This is a genomic window from Micromonospora sp. NBC_00362, from assembly GCF_026342155.1.
GTDB classification, from domain to species: domain Bacteria; phylum Actinomycetota; class Actinomycetes; order Mycobacteriales; family Micromonosporaceae; genus Micromonospora; species Micromonospora hortensis.
This window is the reverse complement of record NZ_JAPENH010000001.1, coordinates 174,151-192,719: the sequence shown is the minus strand read 5'-3', so window position 1 is coordinate 192,719 and position 18,569 is coordinate 174,151. Positions and strand designations below refer to the sequence as shown.

Here is an 18,569-nt window from a genome sequence, read left to right as displayed (position 1 = left end):
ACGGGTCACTGCCCGCGCTGGTACTGCTCCCAGGTCCTGATCGGGACCTGGGGGCCGTCGTCCGGTCCCTGGTTGGCCAGGCCGTTCATGCCGAGGTGGTAGTCGCCGACCTGGTGCTGCGCCTGGCTGGACAGGTCCGTGTCGTTGATCGCGGTGGCGTGGATGTGCCACGGCCAGTCACCCTGATTCGGGTTGCGGACCCAGGCCGCGAAGCCGACCTGGCGCAGGGCCCGGGCGACGGCGGTGCGCTTGGCAGCGGTCATGCCGGTGACCGCGATGTCCACCACACCCCCGCCGTCGTGCGTACCGGCCGAGGTGGGGTCGCCCCCGGGGTTGTACGAGCCCTGATCGAGCACCAGGGGGTAGCCGAGCAGACGTTGCGCCTCGGCCAACATCGCCCGCGTACGGGCGTTGACGACGTACCCGTCACGCGGGACCTTCGCGCCCGGGCCGATGGCATTGCTGACGGTGTAGCGGTTCTGCCCGAGCTTCGTCAGCGACGTCGTACCGGGCAGCCCGTTCGCGGCCAGCCCGGTGTAGCCGAGCGAGCGCTGGTACGCCGCGTACGCCGAGACGGTCTGGGTGCCGAAGTAGCCGTCGACCCATTGCGCGTTCAGCAGACCCTGCGCCTGCAGCGCCTGTTCGACGGCGAGTACGGAGTTCTTCGCGCCCGGGGTCAGCGTGTTGTCGGCCCGGCGGGGGTCGATCTGAGCGGCCAGGACGGTGGCCTCCATGTCCACGACCGGTCGCGCGGCCGCGGTGACGGTTCGCTGCGCTGTGGCGCCTGATGTCGCGGCCCACGCGTGGGCCGGGACGCCGACTGCCACGCAGAGCGCGGCGAGCCCGACGGATAGCCAGGGACGGTGCACTGTCGATCCTCCTCGCAGTTGGTGAGTCGTTCGGAACGGACATCACCTTGCGAGAATCGGCCTGCTGTTCGGTACCCCTGCTGTCCTGTCAGATCCGTCAGGCCGTCACCGACCTCGGTGGATGTGGTGTTGTCAGCTTTGGCGGCGCCCGGCTCTGACACCGATGGTCAGCACTCTGACACCGGTCGAGGTGACCGGGGAGCGCACTCAGGCGGTGACGGTGACCATGAAGTACACCGGCCGGCGGGTGGGAAAGTACTCCTGCCCGTTCTCGTCGACCATCTTCCAACTCACCCAGCACTTCCCAGGACGACTCGGCGCGGTGACCTCGACACTGATCATCACCTGCTCGTCGGGCGGTGTGTCACCGATCGCCACCCGGTCCGGCACCTGGCAACCGTCGGCGTCGGCGGTGGGGTTGGTCCGCTGGAGGAAACGGTTGTGCCAGGCGACCTTCCCCACGTTCTTGAGGGCCCACACCTTGACGAACTGCGAGTTCACCCGCACCCGGGTGCCGTCGGGGATGGTGACGTCGGAGATGAACTTGCTGGAGTCGCCGGGGATCAGCGAGTCCGAGAACGGTGACGCCGACGGCGACGGCGCGGATGACGCCGCCACCGCGCCGGAGCCGTCCCGTGACGACCGGCCGCGAACGACGACGCCCAGAACGGCGACCATCGCCACCACCAGGACCACCGCTGCGGCGGCGAGCCATGGCAGCCGGTGCCGCCGTGCACCCGCGACGTCCTCGTCGGTCGGCGGATAGTCCGTGCTGCGCAGCGCGTTCTGCTCATTCGGGGACGACGCGGGGACGACGGACACGACAGGCCCGTCCGGTTCCGGGGTGTCGGTGCCGGTGTCGGGCTTCTTTCCGCCGGTGGTGATCGGGGTCTCGTCGCCGGTCGGGGACTCGGTGCTGACCGGCGCGGTATCGCCGTCTTCGGTGCCGTGCGCAGACGCGGGGCGCTGTGCGTCCTCCCAGCGACGCCGCCACTGGACCTCGTCCGCCTCGCAGGCTCGAACGAACTCTCGCACGGTCTCCCAGGAGGGGAACCTGGTCCCGGCGGCGGCCTCGTGCAGCGTGGTGTGCGAGATCCGGCCCGACCGCCCCGCCATCTTGCGGAACGACGGGTCGCCGGCGGCTGTCCGCAGGGCCCGTAGCTGTTCGGCGAACCTCTCGGCGGCCTGTCTGTCCTGAATCGACTGGGCGGCGGCACGCTGGTCCTTCATCACTCCCCCATGTCAGACGACGTCGTCAGGCGTTGTCAGAGCGTGTCAGAGGGTATCGAACGGGACAAGGCCGTCATCAATGTGGTGCATCGACGGCACCGGGCGCGACGGTCCCGGTGCTGGCGATCACCGGGACCGCGCACGCCGGGACCAACCCGCGTTGCGCCGCCGCGTCTTCAGGCGACCTTGGGCGTGGCGCGCATGCCCACGTAGCAGACCCGAGTGCCGTTGGTGAGGGTGGAGAAGACCACCGGCATGTAGTCCTCGCTGAACGACGGTCCCGCGCCGGAGGCGGCGAAGACCGTTGCGGTGACCGGTTCGAGGTCCATCTCCAGGGGCGGCGACATGCCTGCCATGTCGTCGACGAACTCGTACCGCAGGTGCGGTGTGCCGTCGTCGGTGCGGGAGACGGTCAGGACGACACCCTCACGCCGGTACGTGCCGAGCAGCGGTTCGAGGTCGATCGGGGGTGGCACGGGGGCCGGGGCGAACGGCGCGGGCATTGTGACGTCGGCGAGTTCGGAGAGCAGATCGCGGAACAGGTCGGCGTAGAGCAGTCGGGCCGCGCCGCCGTTTGTCATCAGGACCACTGCGAGGTTCGCGTGCGGGACGACGCGCAGGTAGGCGTACTGACCGATGGCCGCGCCGTCGTGGCCGTAGCCGGGGACGCCGTTCCAGTCGTAGAGCGTCCAACCCAGACCCCACCCGTCGGCGCTCACCGTCCACTTGTCGGGCACGTCGACCGCGCGGTGTCGCATGGCGGCGACAGCTTCGGTGGACAGCACCCGGGAGCCGTCGGGCGCGAGGCCGCCGTCGAGGTGCATCCGGGCGAAGCGGGCCATGTCGCCGGCGGAGACGATGACCCTGCCCGCCGGCCCCATGGAGCGGGGCATCAGGTCCCAGGACGGGGCCGGGTCGGGATAAGCGCCCGATTCGCCCAGGTGGCTCATGGCGACGCGGAAGCGCAGGGCCTCCTCCGGCAGCGTCATCGAGCGTGCCAGGCCGAGCGGCTCGAACAGGAGGCTCTTGAGCGCCTGGTCCCAGGTGAGGCCGGTGAGCTTTTCAATGACGCGGCCCAGGACGATGTAACCGAGCCCGCCGTACGAGATGGCTGTGCCGGGCGGGCAGTCCAGCGCCACCCGTCCGGCGGCGCTGACGTATCGGGCGAGGCAGTCGTCACCCCTGCCGCCGTCGAAGTTGAAGTCGTTTGTCACGCCGCCGGTGTGCGACAGCAACTGCCGAATGGTGATCGTCCTGGTCGCCTCGGCGTCGGGGGTGGCGAACTCCGGCAGCACGTCCACTACCGGCGCGTGGAGGTCCAGCTTTCCCTCGTCGGCGAGCCGCATGATGAGCGTTGCGGTGTAGACCTTCGCGATCGAGCCGGACAGGAACACCGAGTCCGGGGTGACCGCCACGTCGGTGCCACGGTGCAGCACCCCACTCGCCAGCTCGTGGACCTGCCCGTCGAGCAGCACGGCCAGGCTCGCGCCGGGGACGTGGTGCGTGTGGCGCAGCTCGTCGAACCGCCGCTGCCAGCGGTCGACGTCGAATCGCCGGCTGGGCGACCTCCGCACGGACGGGGGGTGCAGGTCGCTGTCGGCGTTCCGGATCAGCGTCTCGGTCATGGTGCTTCCCTTCGGTCGGTCAGGCTTTGGCACGGCACGGCACGTGCCGTGCCGCTGGTGGATCGCGCTCAGTTTGGCCACGCACCCGGAGGATTGTCAACGGCACGTGCCGTGCCGTTACAGTGGCGGCATGAGCGACGACCGCCGCACCAGGGCCACCGACCGGACCAACGCGATCATGCGTACGACGTTGGAGCTGGCGCAGGAGGTCGGTTACGCCAAACTCAGCATCGAGGGGGTCGCGGCCCGCTCCGGCGTCGGCAAGCACACGGTCTACCGGCGCTGGCCGTCCAAGGGCGCTCTGTTCCTGGACGCGGTGCTCACCTCCGGCGAACCCGCACTCGACTACCCCGACACCGGCGACATCGTGGCCGACCTGCGCCAACAGATCCACGCGGCGGTCGACCTCCTGGGCCAGCCTCCACTGGGCCCCCTCTACCGGGCCCTGGTCGGCGAGGCCCAGCACGATCCGATGGTCGCCGCCGCGCTCAACGAACGCTTCATCCGCCCGCAGGCGGACCGGACCCTCGCCCGGCTGCGGAGCGCCCAGCAGCGGGGGCAGATCTCATCCGACTTCGACCTGGACGTGGCCATGGCGATCCTGTCCGGCCCGCTCTACTTCCAGTTCCTCATCACGCAGGAGCCGCTGACCCACGAGTACGTCGATCGCGTACTCGAGGCGCTGCTCGTGGGGATGACGCCACGGTTCTAGCGCGGGGCCGGCCCGCCGGGATGGTGGTCCCGGCGGGCCCGGAGTCACGGGCAGGGTGTCCGCGCGCAGACGTCGACGACCTTGCCGGTGAGCAGGAAGACCGCCTTCTGTTTCTGGGCTGCGGCCTGGGCGCGGGGGAACTCGTGCGGATCGTCGCCGAACTCCGGCCCGGCCGGGGCGAGGTTGGTCGGCGGCGGCGCGTACGCCGCGCCGCTGTTCCAGATCACGATCGCCGAGCCGGTGTACGGGTAGCGGTGGATCGGCGTGATACCCCAGTACGGCCGCACGTCCAGTGACCAGCCGTCGGCGAGCGCGGGAGTGTGCAGGCGCGCGCCGATGGTGCGCGCCTGCACCTCCGCCGCGGCCGGCGAGACCTGCTGGTCGCCGAAGGCCACGTGCATCAGCACCTGGTGCGCCGGGGTGCGCGGTAGTGGCCGGTCGGTCATGTGCTGGGCGTACCCGTTGGCCTCGGACCGGTCCCACAGCATCTGCAGCAGTGCGAGGATCAACTGTTGGTCGACAGTGTCCGGGTAGTAGCCGTCCAGCACGGTCTGGAACGGCGCGAAGTCCACGCTGCGTTGCAGCAGTGTCGAGTAGTTCATCGCCGGTACGCCGAGCACCGACCGGGTCCAGTCCTGGGCGATGGCGGTGAGCGCCCCTCCGTTGATGCCGCCCTGGCTGTTGCCGTCGTAGTGCAGCCCGCCGCCGCGATCGATCAGCGGCCGGGCGGTGGCGTCGCGGAACGCCGGATGGGCGGCGAACCCCGCCGGGTGGATCATCGCCCGACCCAGGAAGAGGAAGTTCAGGAAGCTCTGCTGCAACCGGTCCGCCACAGCGGGGAAGACGCTGAGGTCGGTGAACGCGTTGGCCACGAAGGGAACGTCGGCAGCGGCCATGCCGATCCAACTGGTCGCGCAGAAGGTGAAGTTGTGGGTGTTCGACATCGTCCTGACGTTGCCGGCGTTGATCTCGGTCGGTCGGCCGAGCAGTCCATGGCCGTAGAGCGAGAGGTGGGCCGGCCGCGCGGCCGAGGCGCTGCGCGGAATGTTGCAGACGAAGTCGGCCGCCACCGTCGCTCCGGACGGCGTGGGCAGGGCATTCGGGGTGGGCGGCGTCCCGGCGCCGCCGGCCGGCCCGTAGTGCAGGCGGGAGCCGGGGCCGCCGTCGCCGGTCAGATAGGACGGTACGCCGATGGTGCCGGTCACCTGCCGGGCGATGAGCGGATCCTGCTCCGGTGAAAAGTCGGTCACCTGGGTGACGGTGACCGGCGGCGCGGCCCGGCCGAGGTCGGCGAACGCGTCGTCCCGGACCGCCACCATCCGCCCGGTCAGCCCGTGCCGGCTGGCCACAGTGAAGTCCCAGGCCAGGTAGAGACTGTGCCGCGTGACGCCGGCCCGGCTCAGCTCGGCGGCGATGCGCCTCAGCTGCTGCCCCCGAGCGTCCCACTGCTTGAGGCCGGCACCGGTCAGGTACGCCGTGAACGCCTTCGGCGCCGGAATCAACGCCCCGTTGCCGTCGCGCAGGCCGCGCAACCCGACGACGTAGCGGGTGCCCTCGGTCAGCGCCACAGCCGGCCGGATGATCAGCAGTTGCCGGTCGGGCTGGCCGGCGGCGTGCGCGTCCACCTCGGCCCAGTACGGCGTGCGCTCGCCGGTCCGGGCATTGAGCAGCACGATCGGCGCGTTCGACGCCAGCGAGCGGCCGATGTCGGTGACCGGCGCGATCCCGCTCGCCACGGCGTCGAGGCCGGGTACGCGCACCAGGATCGGTGAGCCCGGACTGAACCCGTCCTGCCGGTTCCACTCCGTCGGGTCGATCGGGGTCCCCTGCACGTTGGCGGGCATCGCGGCGGCGGCGAACCGCACCCGCTTGCCGGTGGGGCTGCTCCGGTCCGGCACCGTGAAGTAGTCATTCGGGAACGGCAGCAGGCAGGCGGTCGGGTCGATCGGGTCGCAGGACGGGTGCGCGGCCGGCGCGGGAGTCGTTGGCGGTGCGGCGGGGGCCGCCGTGCCGAGCAGGACGGCGCCCGCCGTCACCAGCACGGACACGGTGAGACGGAGCCCTCTGGAGGTGGTCACACGCATCTCCTTCGACGCTGGACGGCGGATCGACGGGTGGTGTTCTTCCTACGCGTGTGAAAGAGACTCAGCAAGCGAAACACAGTCGCGGCCGGTGGTCGGGCAGCCCGATCACGCTCTGGCTGCCGGCCACCGGCCGCATCGACGACGACTAACGAAAGGTCAGTCGGTGATCACCGGCCAGGCGTAGGCGAGCAGGGCGCAGGCGGCGCCCAGAAGCGCGAGCGAGACGCCCCTCGTGGGCAGCGGCAGAGCAGCGAGCACGATCAGGATGACGGCGACAACGTAGAGAAATGCCTGGACCGACATGGTGCTCTCCTCGATCAGGGGTAACGAGCGGCTGACTTCATCCGCGGGATGCCCCCGGTCGTGATCTCGGAAACCCTCCTGCCGATCACGGTTTGGCCCACAGTGGCAGGTGCCGATCGTCCGATGCGCTACCTACGTCGGGAGAAGAAGCGCTTCGGCGCCCACCGGTCGAAAGCCCGCCGCCTGAAAGGCGCGCACGCTGCGCGCGTTGCCGGCGGCCTGCTGGGCCCAGACCGGCTGGCCGTCGGGCACCAGATGTCGGGCGGCCGTGGCCAGCGCCCGCCCCAGGCCCCGGTGGCGACGCTCGTCGTCGACCTCCACCGCCGCCTCCCAACGACCGGCCACGCCGCGGCCGAGCACGACCACCCCACCCTCGGCGGCCCAGACGCGGATGTCGTCACGGCGCCGACGTGACCTGACCTCACGAGGATGACCGGCGTCCGCCAGTTCGGTAAGCGGCAACGGAGGTGGCCCGGCAAGGCAACTCGCGACGGTCAACAGGTCGATCGTGTCCATGCAGCGCCGGGTGCGTTCGAGCAGCGCACCCAGGAAACGCGGATTCATCGTGGCCGCCAGGGAGTCGCAGTCGAGGGTGGCCAGCGTACGACGTACCCACTGGGGATCTTCGTCGGTGAACACCACCGAGTGTCCGGTGAAGGCGATGACTCCGGCGTCGCGGCGGCTCGGCTGCGACACCACAGTGGTCCCGCCGTCCGGTGGCGGGAAGTGCCCGTACGCCGCCGCTTCCAGGATCTCGGCCAAGGTGCGGTCCATGGTCATCTTCTCCCCCGGTATACGGACCAAACAGTGCTCGGACATCCTCCCGCTTGGAGTACGGCACTGTGCCGCGATGCATCGGCCCCCGCTTCGTCAGCTCCGTCGGCGCCTACGTCGCGTGGCTGCGGTACCAGATCCGAGGCCGACCGTCAGCGGTGATGTCGACGTCCGTACGCACCTGGTAGACCTGCTCTATTTGGCTGGTGGTGAGAACCTCGACGGGTGTGCCGGCCGCGACCACCCGCCCGTCGGACAGAAGCACCAGCCGGTCGCAGTACTGCGCGGCCAGATTGAGATCGTGCAGGGTCACCACGACGGTGCTGGCCGACTCGGCGAGGAACCGCAGCAGATCCAGCTGATGCCGGATGTCCAGATGGTTGGTCGGCTCGTCGAGCAGCAGCAGATCCGGTTGCTGCACCAGCGCGCGGGCCAGGTCCACCCGCTGCCGCTCACCGCCGGAGAGGCTGGACCAGCGCCGCTGCTCGAACCCGGCCAGGCCGGCGTCTGTGAGCGCGCGCCGCGCCAGGTCCAGATCGGCGGCGCCGACCCCGGCAAGGCGTGGCCGGTACGGGGTCCGGCCCAGCAGAACCACCTCCAGTGCGGACATCTCCACGTCGGTGGCCACCTGTTGGGTGACCACCGCGATCCGACGAGCCAACGCACGCCGGGGTATCGCGTCCACCGCGACGCCGTCGAGCAGCACCCGCCCGGACTCCGGCCGCGCCAGCCCGGCCAGTAGCCGCAGCAGGGTCGACTTGCCGGAGCCGTTCGGCCCGAGCAGCCCGACAGTGGCACCCGGTGCGGCGGTGAGCGCCACCCCGGCCAGGATCCGTACGCCGGCCACGCCCCACCCGATCCCGTCCGCGTCCAGCCGCGCCGGCGACGCTCCCGCCAGGGAAGGGTCACCGCCCAGTCCCCGGCCGGTGGTGCCCGTCGCGATCACGGCGTACCCGTCCGGCGTCGCATGACCAGCGCGAACACCGGCACCCCGAGCAGCGCGGTGAGCACGCCCACCGGCAGTTCCTGTGGTGAGAAGACGGTCCGCGCCACGGTGTCCGCCCAGATCAGGAAGATCGCGCCGATCACCGCGCAGGCGGGCAGCAACGTGCGATGCCGGGAGCCGAACAGGAACCGCACGGCGTGTGGCACTGTCAACCCGACGAAACCGATGGCGCCGCTCGCCGCGACCAGCGCGGCTGCCATCAGAGCGGTGACGGTGAACAGCAGCAGCCGGGTGCGCCCGGGAGAGAAGCCGAGCGAGCGGGCGGTATCGGTGCCGAACGCGAATGCGTCCAGCGCCGTCGCACTGGTCCAGCACACCAGCAGGCCGACGCCGACAACCACCGCGCTCAGCGTCACCGACGACCAGGAGGCCGCCGTCAGCGAGCCGAGCAACCAGAACGTCACGCTACGGGTGTCCTGGGTGTGCGCGTCGGAGATCACGATCAGACTGGTCACCGCGCTGAAGAGCTGTGAGACGGCCACCCCGGCGAGAACGATCCGGGTCGGCTCGCCGGCCCGCCGGCCGGCCAGCAGCAGCACCGCGCCGAACGCGGCCATGCTGCCGACGAACGCGCCGGTGGTCAGGTCGACCGGGCCGGCGCCGATCCGGATGCCGAGTACCAGCACCGCCACCGCTCCGGTGGAGGCGCCGGACGAGACACCGAGCAGGAACGGATCGGCCAGCGGGTTACGCGTGAGGGCCTGTAGGACGGCCCCGCACACGGCCAGACCGGCACCGACCAACGCGGCCAACAGCACCCGGGGCAACCGGAGATCCCACACGATGCTGTCCGGCAACGGCGGTAGGGGCTGCACCGGGAGGCCCACATGGCTGGCCACCGCGCGTAGGACGCTGTCGACCGGCAGATCGGCCGAGCCCACGCTGACCGCCGCCGCGACGGTGGCCAGTAGCAGGAGCAGGGCCAACGGAAGGACGTACCGACCATTTCTCGAGATGCCGGGAGGGGGTGGCGAGTCCCGCCGGCCGCTCGCCGAGTCTGGGGATCGTGCGACTCGCGGGTTCATCGGCGGGCGAACACCACGTAGTCGTCCAGGTACTGCCAGACGGTGCCGACCTCGGCGAACCCTGCCGTGCGAAGGGCAGCCAGGTGGAATTCCAGTGACGCTGGGGCCTGCGGCGGCCGGTCGGCGAACCGCAGTTCCCGCTGGGCTGCCAGCCCGGCCAGTTCCGGGTGTCGGGCCGCCTCGGCGTACCAGGCGGAGTAGGTGAGCGCTCCGGCAGCGAATGTCTCCTGCTGCACCTGCGCGTCGTGCCGACCGGCGATGTCGCGCAGGGTGGGCGCCGATTCGTCGTATCGGAGGTGGTCGGCGTTGAGCAGCACACCACCGGCGGGCAGCAGCCGCGCCACTGTGGTGTAGACCCGCAGCAGTTGTTCCGGTGCGAGCCAGTGCAGTGCCGTCGAGGTGAGCACGGCGTCGATCCGCCGTCCGGTCAGAGCGTGCTCCCAGCCGTCGGCCACCAGGTCGACGTCGTGGACCTCGACCCGTGCGCTGTACCGGTTCACAGCACGCCGCGCGACCTCCAGCAGGATCGGGTCGTAGTCGACAGCGACGGCGGTGGCGCGGGGGAACTGGGCCAGCATCCGGTCGCTGATCGCACCGGGGCCGCAGGCCAGATCGAGGATCGCGGGGTCGTCCGGGCAGTGCAGCCGCAGCACGTCGGCCATCACGTCGAACCGCAGGTCGCGGTGGGCCACGTAGGCGGACTGCTGGTCGTTCCAGAGTTCGAGCAGACGGCGGGCGGCCGACTGGTCCAGCGCGGCGACCTCGGCGCCGGCCGGCGGGGTCATCGGGCGGTCCCGTGCAGGTTTGCGCCGACCAGTTCCGCCGCCTGGACGCTGCGGATCGACGGGTCCATCGACGAGCCGGGCACTGTGACGAACCGTCCGGCGACCACCGCGTCCAGCTTTGATGTCACCGGGTTGCGGCGCAGGAAGTCGATCTTCGATTGGGCACTGTCGCCGTCGCCGCCCCTGGTCAGATCGGCCACCACGATCACCTCCGGGTTGCGTTTGGCGATCTCCTCCCAGTTGCCGGCCGGCCACTTCTGGCTGGCATCGGTGAACGTGTTGCGGGCGCCCAGCAGCGAGCTGATCGCGTCCGGAACCCCGCCGTGCCCGGCCACGTACGGGGTGCTCGTTCCGGAGTAGTACCAGAGGAGTGACGGGCCGGCGCTCGGCACGGCCGTCGGCGCCGCACCTCGGGCGGCGGCCAACCGACTCTGCTGGTCGTGGATCAGCTTGTCGGCCCGCTCCGGGACGCCGAAGACGCCGGCGATGTCGCGGATCTCGTCGAAGATCCCGTCGAAGGTGACCGTCTGGGTGGCGTCCGCCGGTTTCTCGCAGGCGAACTCGGAGAGGTACGCCGGCACGCCGAGCGTGGCCAGGTCAGCGCGCGAGCCGGCGGCGTCCGGAGCGTACGCGGAGGTGTAGGTCGAGTAGACGAAGTCCGGATTCGCCGCCCGGACCGCCTCTCGTGAGGGGTACAGCTTGGCCAGCACCGGCACCTTCTCGTACGCGGGGCGCAGGTCGGGCAGCACCGGGTCGGTCTGGTAGCTGGTGCCGACCATCCGATCGGCGAGACCGAGGCTGAGCATGATCTCGGTGGCGTTCTGTTCGAGTGCGATCGCGCGCTGGGGTGGCGCGGTGACGCTGACCGGCAATCCGCAGTTGGTCAGCTGGACCGGGGTGGCCAGGTGGCCCTGCGCGGCCGGCGCGGCGGCTCCCCCGTCGGAGCAGCCGGCCGCGGCCAGTACCAGGCACAGACCCACCTTAATGAAAACGGTTTTCATGGGCAGGAACGTATCAACAGCGCCTCGGTGGCCTGGCCGGCGGGGGTGCGGTGCGCCAGCCGGCGGACGCGTGCCCGCATCCGCTCAGGCCGACGCGGTCGAGGGTGTGACCCGGAACCTCGGTCACACCCTCGACGCACTCATCACCATGGCGGGGCACCGCTGACGGGCCCCGTTCACGACCCCGGAAGGGTCAGCAGCCGATCCGGCTGGACCCCAGCGCGACGTCGTCGTACCAGAGGGTGTCGGCTCCGCCGCCGTAGCTCTCCCAGCCCAGTTTCAGGTCGATGAGCTGCGGCCGCCAGGTGCGGTTGTGCCACTGACCGTCGATGTCGTGCGTCGGTACGCCGTCCGCGGTCAGCCCAGGGATGGCGGTGCCGTCCACCCAGGTACGCAGCTGACCGGCCGCGCCGTCCACCATGAACTCCACACAGGTCCACCGGTTGGTGGGCAATGGCAGGCTCTGCGCCACCCCGGCCGGGCTCTGCTCGGGCAAGGTCGCGTCGTCGGAGGCGCGGTTCCACTGCAGGGCGCCGTTCTGGCCACCCAACCGCAGGTCCTTGTTGCCATCGGCGGCGTCGGCCATCGCCATCATCGTGGTGTGTTCGGTGGGCTGGGCGGTGGTGTGCCGGACCCAGATGCGGCCGTACCGGACGTTGCCCACGCTGCCGAGGTTCTTAGTGGACCTGATGAAGACGTGGTTGCAGTACCCGGCGGCGCCGCTGATCCGAACCGACCGGCTGCCGCTGTGCGTGGTCGCCGTGTCGATGGTGGCGGTACCGGCGCCGGAACAGTCCGGGCTCACCACGGCCCAGTCACCGGACGGCGTCGACCCGGTCTGGCCCTCGAAGCCGTCGCAGAGCACCGCGCCGGCACACCCGGTCGGCGGCTCGGTGGTGGGCGGCGGGGTGGTCGGCGGAGGTGTCGTCGGCGGCGGGGTAGTGGGCGGAGGTGTCGTCGGCGGCGGGGTGGTCGGCGGCGGCGTGGCGCCGTTGCACGGTACGCCGTTCAGGCTGAACCCGGTCGGCGCGCCACCACTGGAGCCGTACGTGCCCTGCAACCCGAACTCGGTGGAGCCGCCGGCCGGGATGCTGCCGTTGTACGACGCGTTGCGGGCGGTCACCGTCGATCCGGACTGGCTGACCGTGGCGTTCCAGCCGCTGGTGACCCGCTCGTCCCCGGCGTATGTCCAGGTGACGGTCCAGCTGGAGACGGCCGCGTCCCCCGGGGAGACCTTGACGGTGGCGGTGAATCCGCCGGGCCACTGGTTGGGCGTGTAGTCGACCCGGCAACCCTGGGCGGCCACGGCCGGGCCGCTGAGTAGTGCCGCTCCGGTGGTGGTCGCGGCGGCGGCCAGCGCGGCGGCGACCACCAGGGTCGCGGCGGGGCGGGCGCGGAAAATCGTCATGAAGGGTCCTTCTGCCATCGAGCTGGGCGGAGACGGCACGGCGGCGCGTCCTGGACGGACGCGGCGCGACAACGTGCCCTGGATGTGGCGCAGCGGTGCGCCACAGCGACCGGTCGTGCGTACGACCGAAGTGCCCGGCTCGGGGGTGGACCTGTCAGCCGCCAACGGCCCGGTTCACCCGGACCCCGGCGGCGCCCATCCTCAATCTATTGACGATTGCCGATCGAATCAAGCGTCGGTGACCCCTGACTGCCGCGCCGATCTTGCAGTTTCGGTTGCCGATTTGGGCGGGGTGCCACTTATGCCGGGACAGTAAGTGCAAGATCGCGGAGCAGGGGCCGGTTTTCGGGGCCGTGTCGATCCGCGGGTTGCCCGTTCGACGTGGGGATGCTGGGACCGGGAGGCGGCCCCGTCGGATGAGGAGAACGCGATGTCGAAGTACATGTTGATCATGCGGGGCACCGATGAGACGAATGCGGCCATGATGGCCAACATCGACGAGATGATGGCCACCACCCGCCAGTTCATCGAGGACATGATGAAGGCAGACGTTCTCGTCGCGGCCGAAGGGCTGGACGATCCGCACCAGGGCGTCGTGGTCGACTTCGGTGGCGAGGCACCGGTGGTCACCGACGGTCCGTACGGCGAGACCAGGGAGCTGTTCGGGGGCTACTTCCTGCTCGATGTCGCCACGAAACAGGAGGCGGTCGAGTGGGCCGAGCGGGTCCCGGCGGTCCGCGGGTCCAAGATCGAGGTCCGGCGGGTGGCCGAGGCCGACGAGGTCCCGCAGGGTGGCGAATGCGACGGCCAGATCTGATGGGTACGGCCGACGTCGAGGCCGTCTGGCGGATCGAGTCGGCGCGGATCGTGGCCGCGCTGACCCGGTTCACCGGTGACTTCGGGCTGGCCGAGGACGCCGCCCAGGAGGCGGTGGCCGAGGCGCTGGTGTCCTGGCCGCGTGCCTCTCCGGCCAATCCGGCCGGGTGGCTGATGGCCACCGCCCGGCGGCGGGCGATCGACGCGATCCGCCGCCGGGTCGCCCTCCAGGAGCGGTACGCCCTGTTGGCGGCCGATCCCGCGCTCGTTCAGGAGATCGACCCCGACCGGATCGACGACGATGTGCTGGCGCTGATGTTCGTCAGCTGCCATCCGGTGCTCTCCCGCGAGGCGCGGGTGGCACTGACCCTGCGGGTGGTCGGCGGCCTGTCCACCGAGGAGATCGCCCGTGCGTTTCTGGTGCCGGTGCCGACCGTGCAGGCCCGCATCACCCGGGGCAAGAAGGCGATCGCGGCGGCCCGGGTGCCGTTCGAGCTACCGCCGGCCGGTGAGCGCCGGGAGCGGCTGGGCGGTGTGCTCAGCGTTCTCTACGTGATCTTCACGGAGGGGTCGACGGCCACGTCGGGTGACCGGCTGCTGCGCACCGACGTGGCGTACGAGGCGATCCGGCTGGCCCGCACACTTGCCGCGCTCCAGCCGAACGAGCCGGAGGTGCACGGCCTGCTCGCCCTGTGCGAGCTGACTGCCGCGCGCTTCCCGGCCCGGACCGACCCCGACGGCGCCCCGATCCTCCTCGCGGACCAGGATCGCCGGTTGTGGGACTTCCCGGCGATCCGCCGTGGGCTGGGCGCGCTGGCCAGGGCATCGCAGCGCGGCCTCGGCCCCTACGGTCTACAGGCCGCGATCGCGGCCACGCACGCGTCGGCACCCTCGGTCGAGGAGACCGACTGGGCCCGGATCGTCCGGCTCTACGAGACGCTCGGCCGGCTCGCGCCCTCGCCGGTGGTCGAACTCAACCGGGCCGTCGCCGTCGCCATGGCCTCGGGTCCGGCGCCGGCCCTGGCCATCGTGGACGAGCTGGTCGCCTCGAACCGGCTCCGCGGGTCGCACCTCGTCCCGACCGTACGCGGCGAGCTGCTGACCCGCCTCGGCCGGCTTGCGGAGGCGCGCACCGAGCTGGACCTCGCCGCCCGGCTCTGCGCCAATCAGCGCGAACGCTCGGTGCTGCTCGGCAAGGCGGCGCGCTGAGCAACCTGGGTTGGGTGGCCCGCTGCACCTCGTCCGACCCCGACGTGGCCGTGCAGCTCGTCTCCGGCGACGCGACCGCACCCGAGGACTCGGTCATCAGCCCGCGGGTGGACGACGTGGACGGCGCCTATGCCGAGGCGCAGCGGCTCGGTCAGGAGATCGTGCACCCGCTCACCACCGAGCCGTGCGGCAGGCGACGGTTCTTCGTCCGCGACCCGGACGGCAACGTCGTCAACGTGGCGGCGCACCGCTCCTGAGGCGATCGGGACAATCCCGAGGGATTGACCCTTACCGACGCCCGATGTTAACTGCATATCAACGATGTGGATCGATGTTCATCCGGTTGGTTCGAGCCTGCCTGGTGACACCGCTCCGCGTCGTCTCGCCATCGCCCTCGTTTCGGCGGACGCGGGCACACCGGGCACTTCCTCACAAGGAGCCCTGCATGCGCAGACGCGCCATCAGCACGCTCGCCGCCGCCGTCGTCACCGGACTCACCCTCGCCGCCGGTGCGGCGACGGTCACCTCGACCCCGGCCGAGGCCGCACCGCTGGGCAAGGTCCTGGTCTTCTCCAAGACCGCCGGCTTCCGGCACTCCTCCATCCCCAACGGCATCGTCGCCATCCAGCAGCTTGGCGCGGCGAACGGCTTCACCGTCACCGCCACCGAGGACGCGACGACCTTCACGACCGCCAACCTCGCCCAGTACCAGGCGGTGGTCTTCCTCAGCACCACCGGCGATGTGCTCGACGCCGGCCAGCAGGGCGCGTTCGAGGCGTACCTGGCTGCCGGCGGAGGCTTCGTCGGAGTGCACGCCGCCGCCGACACCGAGTACGACTGGCAGTGGTACGGCGGACTGGTCGGCGGGTACTTCGCCTCGCACCCGGCCACCCAGCAGGCGACAGTGCGGGTCGAGGACCGAGCCAACGCCTCGACCGCGCACCTGCCGTCGACCTGGACCCGCACCGACGAGTGGTACAACTACCGGACCAACCCCCGCTCGGCGGTCAAGGTGCTGGCCAACCTCGACGAGTCGTCGTACACCGGTGGGTCGATGGGTGGTGACCACCCGATCACCTGGTGCCACAGCTATGGCGGCGGACGCTCCTGGTACACCGGCCTCGGCCACACCGAGCAGAGCTACGCCGACCCGAACTTCACCCGCATGCTGCTGGGCGGCATTCGGGTGGCGGCCGGGGCGGTGGCGGCCGACTGCCGGCCGGAGCCCGGCTACACCCCGTTGTTCGACGGCACCCAGGCCAGCCTCGGGCAGTGGCGGCAGGCGGGGCCGGGCGGGTTCACAGTGGCGGACGGCACTCTCACGTCGAACGGTGGCATGGGTTTGCTCTGGTACCCGGTGCGCACCTTCGCCAACTACTCGCTCAAGGTCGACTGGATGATGCCGGGCGACGACAACGGTGGGGTCTTCATCGGGTTCCCCGATCCGCAGGGCGATCCGTGGGGCCCGGTCGCCGCCGGTCACGAAATCCAGATCGACGCCACCGACGGCGACCCGACGCGCACCACCGGCAGTGTCTACAGCTTCCAGGCACCCAACCAGGCCGCCCGCGCGACAGCGCTCAACCCACCCGGCTCCTGGAACACCTACGAGATCGGCGTACACGGCCAGCGGGTCGAGATCTGGCTCAACGGCGTCAAGATCAACGACTACGTCAGCAGCCGGGCCATCGCCAACGGCTACATCGGGTTGCAGAACGACGGTGCCGGAATGGACATCAACTACCGCAACGTGCGGATCAAGACCGACGGTTCGAGTGAGCCGCCCGCCACCGACCTGGCCCAGGGCCGCCCGGTGACGGCTTCCAGCGTCGAGCCGGGCAGCGCGCACGCCGCGGCCAACGCCGTGGACGGCACCACGACCACCCGCTGGGGCAGCGCGTACACCGACCCGCAGTGGATCACCGTCGACCTGGGGGCCTCGTACGCGATCAACCGGGTTCGGCTGGCCTGGGAGACGGCCCACGCACGGGCGTACCAGGTCCAGGTGTCGCCGGACAACGTCACCTGGTCGCCGGTGCACACCACTACCACCGGAGACGGCGGCGTCGACGACCTCACTGTCACCGGCACCGGCCGTTATCTGCGGTTGTACGGCACCCAACGCGCCACCCAGTGGGGCTACTCGCTGTGGGACCTCAACGTCTACGGCAGCGCCGCCGGCGGCACAGTGCTCTCCCGGGGCAAGCCCGTCACCGCGTCCAGCGTCGAGCCGGGCAGCGCGCACGCGGCGGCCAACGCCGTGGACGGCACCACGACCACCCGTTGGGGCAGCGCGTACGCCGACCCGCAGTGGATCTCGGTGGACCTCGGCGCGTCCCGCACCCTCGACCGGGTCCGGCTGACCTGGGAGGCGGCGTACGCGCGGGCCTACCAGATCCAGGTCTCCCCGGACAACGTCACCTGGACGCCGGTGCACACCACGACCACCGGCGACGGTGGCGTGGACGACATCGCCATCTCGGCCACCGGTCGCTACCTGCGCGTGCAGGGCACCCAGCGCGCCCTGCCCGCGTACGGCTACTCGCTCTGGGAGCTGGAGGTGCACGGCCGCTGACCGCGGGCCGGACTACGCCCTAGCGCAGCTCCACGATCCTGGCGCGGGTGTTGGCTGGGGCCTCCGGGTGCCCGCGCTCGACGTCGGCCCGGACGTCAGCAACGGTCTTGCCGGCCAGCTCCCGCCGCCAGGCCAGGTCGGCGCCACGCATGGCCTGGGCGAACGCGCAGGACTGTCGATAGTCGACGCCCGCGTGCTCGTCCGGGCCCTTGCGGAGGATCTGGTCGCACTGGAACAGCTCCTCCGGGCCCTCGATCGCGGCCACTATGTCCAGCAGGGAGACCTCCGCCGGGGCGCGGGCGAGCTGAAAGCCCCCGCGCGGCCCCGAGGTCGACGTCAGGATTCCGGCTCGGGCCAGGGCCTGGAGCTGTTTGTTCAGGTACGCCGGCGGCAGCTCGTAGAAGGCGGCGAGGGTGCTGGTCGGCACCGGGGCGTCCAGCCAACTCAGGTTGAGGCACGTGTGGAGGGCCCATTCGACGCCCTGACTCATCCGCATGATCCTGGACTCTACCTGTCCAGAATTTGGGACGTCGGATGTGATCGCTGGCGTCGCTGATTCTGGACATCTAGTGTCTAGGAATCGTTGAACGACGAAGGAGTCGAAAAATGACTGTGGTACGCGCGGCCCAGGCCGAGGTTCTCGACAGCGATCCGGCCAGCGTGATCACGCTGCTCCTCGACCCCGAGCACACCGGCGGCGCCCTGACCAGCAACCGCACAGTGCTCAAGCACGGCACTGACGGTGCGCCGCCGCACCTGCACACCCACTCCGGCGAGTTCTTCTTCGTGCTCGACGGCGCCCTGGAGGTACTCGTCAACGACGAACTGCGCACCCTGCATCGGGGAGACGTGCTCTTCGTCCCGCCGAACACCCCACACGCCTTCGCCCCCGCCGACGGCCGGGACGCCGACTTCCTCGTCGTGATCACCCCCGGCAAGCCCCGGTTCGACTACTACCGACTGCTCGACAAGGTGCACCGGGGCGAAGCCACCTGGCAGGACGTCGCCGAGACCCAGGACCGTTACGACAACCACTACGTGGACAGCCCCTTGTGGGCCGGCCGACGAGGCTGACCGACGCGACCTGTTCGTGCAGAGGCTGCCCCGTCGGCGCGGGCGATCCGCACCGACGGGGCAACGACTGTCG

18 protein-coding genes are annotated in these 18,569 nt (G+C 70.7%); 6 read left to right on the top strand and 12 right to left on the bottom strand.

All coding sequences use genetic code 11. The annotated features are described in order from the left end of the window. Window positions 1–5: 5 nt before the first annotated feature. From OG992_RS00915 to OG992_RS00905, 3 genes are all read right to left on the bottom strand, one after another. Window positions 6–869: a peptidoglycan-binding protein gene (locus OG992_RS00915; protein ID WP_266301989.1), complete on the bottom strand. Its 864-nt coding sequence runs from the start codon at window positions 867–869 to the stop codon at window positions 6–8. A 207-nt stretch (window positions 870–1,076) separates the two neighbouring features. Then, window positions 1,077–2,099, bottom strand: a complete 1,023-nt coding sequence (locus tag OG992_RS00910) for an NBR1-Ig-like domain-containing protein (protein WP_266301988.1) — start codon at window positions 2,097–2,099, stop codon at window positions 1,077–1,079. 176 nt (window positions 2,100–2,275) lie between these two features. Further along, entirely contained in the window at window positions 2,276–3,724 is a 1,449-nt protein-coding gene (locus tag OG992_RS00905) for a serine hydrolase (protein WP_266301987.1), read from the bottom strand. A 130-nt stretch (window positions 3,725–3,854) separates the two neighbouring features. Between OG992_RS00905 and OG992_RS00900 the strand changes: the two genes are divergently transcribed. Next, window positions 3,855–4,436: a TetR/AcrR family transcriptional regulator gene (locus OG992_RS00900; RefSeq protein ID WP_266301986.1), complete on the top strand. Its 582-nt coding sequence runs from the start codon at window positions 3,855–3,857 to the stop codon at window positions 4,434–4,436. Window positions 4,437–4,480: 44 nt separating this feature from the next. Here OG992_RS00900 and OG992_RS00895 read toward each other — a convergent pair whose 3' ends face one another. The 8 genes from OG992_RS00895 to OG992_RS00860 all read right to left on the bottom strand — a co-directional run bounded on the left by OG992_RS00895 (window position 4,481) and on the right by OG992_RS00860 (window position 12,822). Beyond that, window positions 4,481–6,520, bottom strand: coding sequence for a hypothetical protein (locus tag OG992_RS00895; protein ID WP_266301985.1), 2,040 nt, complete (start codon window positions 6,518–6,520; stop codon window positions 4,481–4,483). A 156-nt stretch (window positions 6,521–6,676) separates the two neighbouring features. Beyond that, window positions 6,677–6,823: a hypothetical protein gene (locus tag OG992_RS00890; RefSeq protein WP_167337290.1), complete on the bottom strand. Its 147-nt coding sequence runs from the start codon at window positions 6,821–6,823 to the stop codon at window positions 6,677–6,679. A gap of 132 nt (window positions 6,824–6,955) precedes the next feature. After that, the gene (locus OG992_RS00885; RefSeq protein ID WP_266301984.1) at window positions 6,956–7,597 is read right to left on the bottom strand and encodes a GNAT family N-acetyltransferase; all 642 of its coding nucleotides are present in this window, start codon (window positions 7,595–7,597) and stop codon (window positions 6,956–6,958) included. A gap of 112 nt (window positions 7,598–7,709) precedes the next feature. Beyond that, window positions 7,710–8,543, bottom strand: a complete 834-nt coding sequence (locus tag OG992_RS00880) for an ABC transporter ATP-binding protein (RefSeq protein WP_266301983.1) — start codon at window positions 8,541–8,543, stop codon at window positions 7,710–7,712. Next, window positions 8,540–9,529 (bottom strand): iron ABC transporter permease, encoded by a 990-nt coding sequence (locus OG992_RS00875; protein WP_266301982.1) that lies wholly within the window; start codon window positions 9,527–9,529, stop codon window positions 8,540–8,542. The genes OG992_RS00880 and OG992_RS00875 overlap by 4 nt, the downstream gene beginning before the upstream one ends. A 95-nt stretch (window positions 9,530–9,624) precedes the next feature. After that, the gene (locus OG992_RS00870) at window positions 9,625–10,413 is read right to left on the bottom strand and encodes a trans-aconitate 2-methyltransferase (protein ID WP_238684058.1); all 789 of its coding nucleotides are present in this window, start codon (window positions 10,411–10,413) and stop codon (window positions 9,625–9,627) included. Further along, entirely contained in the window at window positions 10,410–11,414 is a 1,005-nt protein-coding gene (locus OG992_RS00865) for an ABC transporter substrate-binding protein (protein ID WP_266301981.1), read from the bottom strand. The genes OG992_RS00870 and OG992_RS00865 overlap by 4 nt, the downstream gene beginning before the upstream one ends. Before the next feature lie 193 nt (window positions 11,415–11,607). Next, window positions 11,608–12,822, bottom strand: a complete 1,215-nt coding sequence (locus OG992_RS00860) for a cellulose-binding domain-containing protein (RefSeq protein ID WP_266301980.1) — start codon at window positions 12,820–12,822, stop codon at window positions 11,608–11,610. Between the two features lie 430 nt (window positions 12,823–13,252). On the opposite strand from OG992_RS00860, the gene OG992_RS00855 reads away from it, so the two are divergent. The 4 genes from OG992_RS00855 (at window position 13,253) to OG992_RS00840 (ending at window position 17,422) form a co-directional block, all read left to right on the top strand. Then, window positions 13,253–13,639: a YciI family protein gene (locus OG992_RS00855; RefSeq protein WP_238684061.1), complete on the top strand. Its 387-nt coding sequence runs from the start codon at window positions 13,253–13,255 to the stop codon at window positions 13,637–13,639. Further along, window positions 13,621–14,847, top strand: a complete 1,227-nt coding sequence (locus tag OG992_RS00850) for an RNA polymerase sigma factor (protein WP_266301979.1) — start codon at window positions 13,621–13,623, stop codon at window positions 14,845–14,847. The genes OG992_RS00855 and OG992_RS00850 overlap by 19 nt, the downstream gene beginning before the upstream one ends. Before the next feature lie 14 nt (window positions 14,848–14,861). Continuing rightward, a complete protein-coding gene (locus tag OG992_RS00845; protein ID WP_266301978.1) occupies window positions 14,862–15,104 on the top strand; it encodes a VOC family protein in 243 nt (80 codons plus the stop codon). 188 nt (window positions 15,105–15,292) lie between these two features. Further along, window positions 15,293–17,422, top strand: coding sequence for a ThuA domain-containing protein (locus tag OG992_RS00840; RefSeq protein WP_323181758.1), 2,130 nt, complete (start codon window positions 15,293–15,295; stop codon window positions 17,420–17,422). 19 nt (window positions 17,423–17,441) lie between these two features. Here the strand turns inward: OG992_RS00840 and OG992_RS00830 are convergent, their stop codons facing one another. Further along, window positions 17,442–17,918 carry an Rrf2 family transcriptional regulator gene (locus tag OG992_RS00830; RefSeq protein WP_266301977.1) on the bottom strand — a complete coding sequence of 159 codons (477 nt, stop codon included), beginning with the start codon at window positions 17,916–17,918 and terminating at the stop codon, window positions 17,442–17,444. Between the two features lie 110 nt (window positions 17,919–18,028). Here OG992_RS00830 and OG992_RS00825 point away from each other — a divergent pair, with 110 nt between their 5' ends. After that, on the top strand, window positions 18,029–18,496 hold the full coding sequence (locus OG992_RS00825; protein WP_266301976.1) for a cupin domain-containing protein: 468 nt from the start codon (window positions 18,029–18,031) through the stop codon (window positions 18,494–18,496). The last annotated feature ends 73 nt before the right edge of the window (window positions 18,497–18,569 follow it).

Excerpts from the sequence above, each read along its gene's own strand:
- OG992_RS00910 (WP_266301988.1), bottom strand. The coding sequence starts at position 2,099 with ATGAAGGACCAGCGTGCCGCCGCCCAGTCGATTCAGGACAGACAGGCC.
- OG992_RS00905 (WP_266301987.1), bottom strand. The coding sequence starts at position 3,724 with ATGACCGAGACGCTGATCCGGAACGCCGACAGCGACCTGCACCCCCCG.
- OG992_RS00900 (WP_266301986.1), top strand. The coding sequence starts at position 3,855 with ATGAGCGACGACCGCCGCACCAGGGCCACCGACCGGACCAACGCGATC.
- OG992_RS00895 (WP_266301985.1), bottom strand. The coding sequence starts at position 6,520 with ATGCGTGTGACCACCTCCAGAGGGCTCCGTCTCACCGTGTCCGTGCTG.
- OG992_RS00890 (WP_167337290.1), bottom strand. The coding sequence starts at position 6,823 with ATGTCGGTCCAGGCATTTCTCTACGTTGTCGCCGTCATCCTGATCGTG.
- OG992_RS00885 (WP_266301984.1), bottom strand. The coding sequence starts at position 7,597 with ATGGACCGCACCTTGGCCGAGATCCTGGAAGCGGCGGCGTACGGGCAC.
- OG992_RS00870 (WP_238684058.1), bottom strand. The coding sequence starts at position 10,413 with ATGACCCCGCCGGCCGGCGCCGAGGTCGCCGCGCTGGACCAGTCGGCC.
- OG992_RS00865 (WP_266301981.1), bottom strand. The coding sequence starts at position 11,414 with ATGAAAACCGTTTTCATTAAGGTGGGTCTGTGCCTGGTACTGGCCGCG.
- OG992_RS00860 (WP_266301980.1), bottom strand. The coding sequence starts at position 12,822 with ATGACGATTTTCCGCGCCCGCCCCGCCGCGACCCTGGTGGTCGCCGCC.
- OG992_RS00855 (WP_238684061.1), top strand. The coding sequence starts at position 13,253 with ATGTCGAAGTACATGTTGATCATGCGGGGCACCGATGAGACGAATGCG.
- OG992_RS00850 (WP_266301979.1), top strand. The coding sequence starts at position 13,621 with ATGCGACGGCCAGATCTGATGGGTACGGCCGACGTCGAGGCCGTCTGG.
- OG992_RS00840 (WP_323181758.1), top strand. The coding sequence starts at position 15,293 with ATGCGCAGACGCGCCATCAGCACGCTCGCCGCCGCCGTCGTCACCGGA.
- OG992_RS00830 (WP_266301977.1), bottom strand. The coding sequence starts at position 17,918 with ATGCGGATGAGTCAGGGCGTCGAATGGGCCCTCCACACGTGCCTCAAC.
- OG992_RS00825 (WP_266301976.1), top strand. The coding sequence starts at position 18,029 with ATGACTGTGGTACGCGCGGCCCAGGCCGAGGTTCTCGACAGCGATCCG.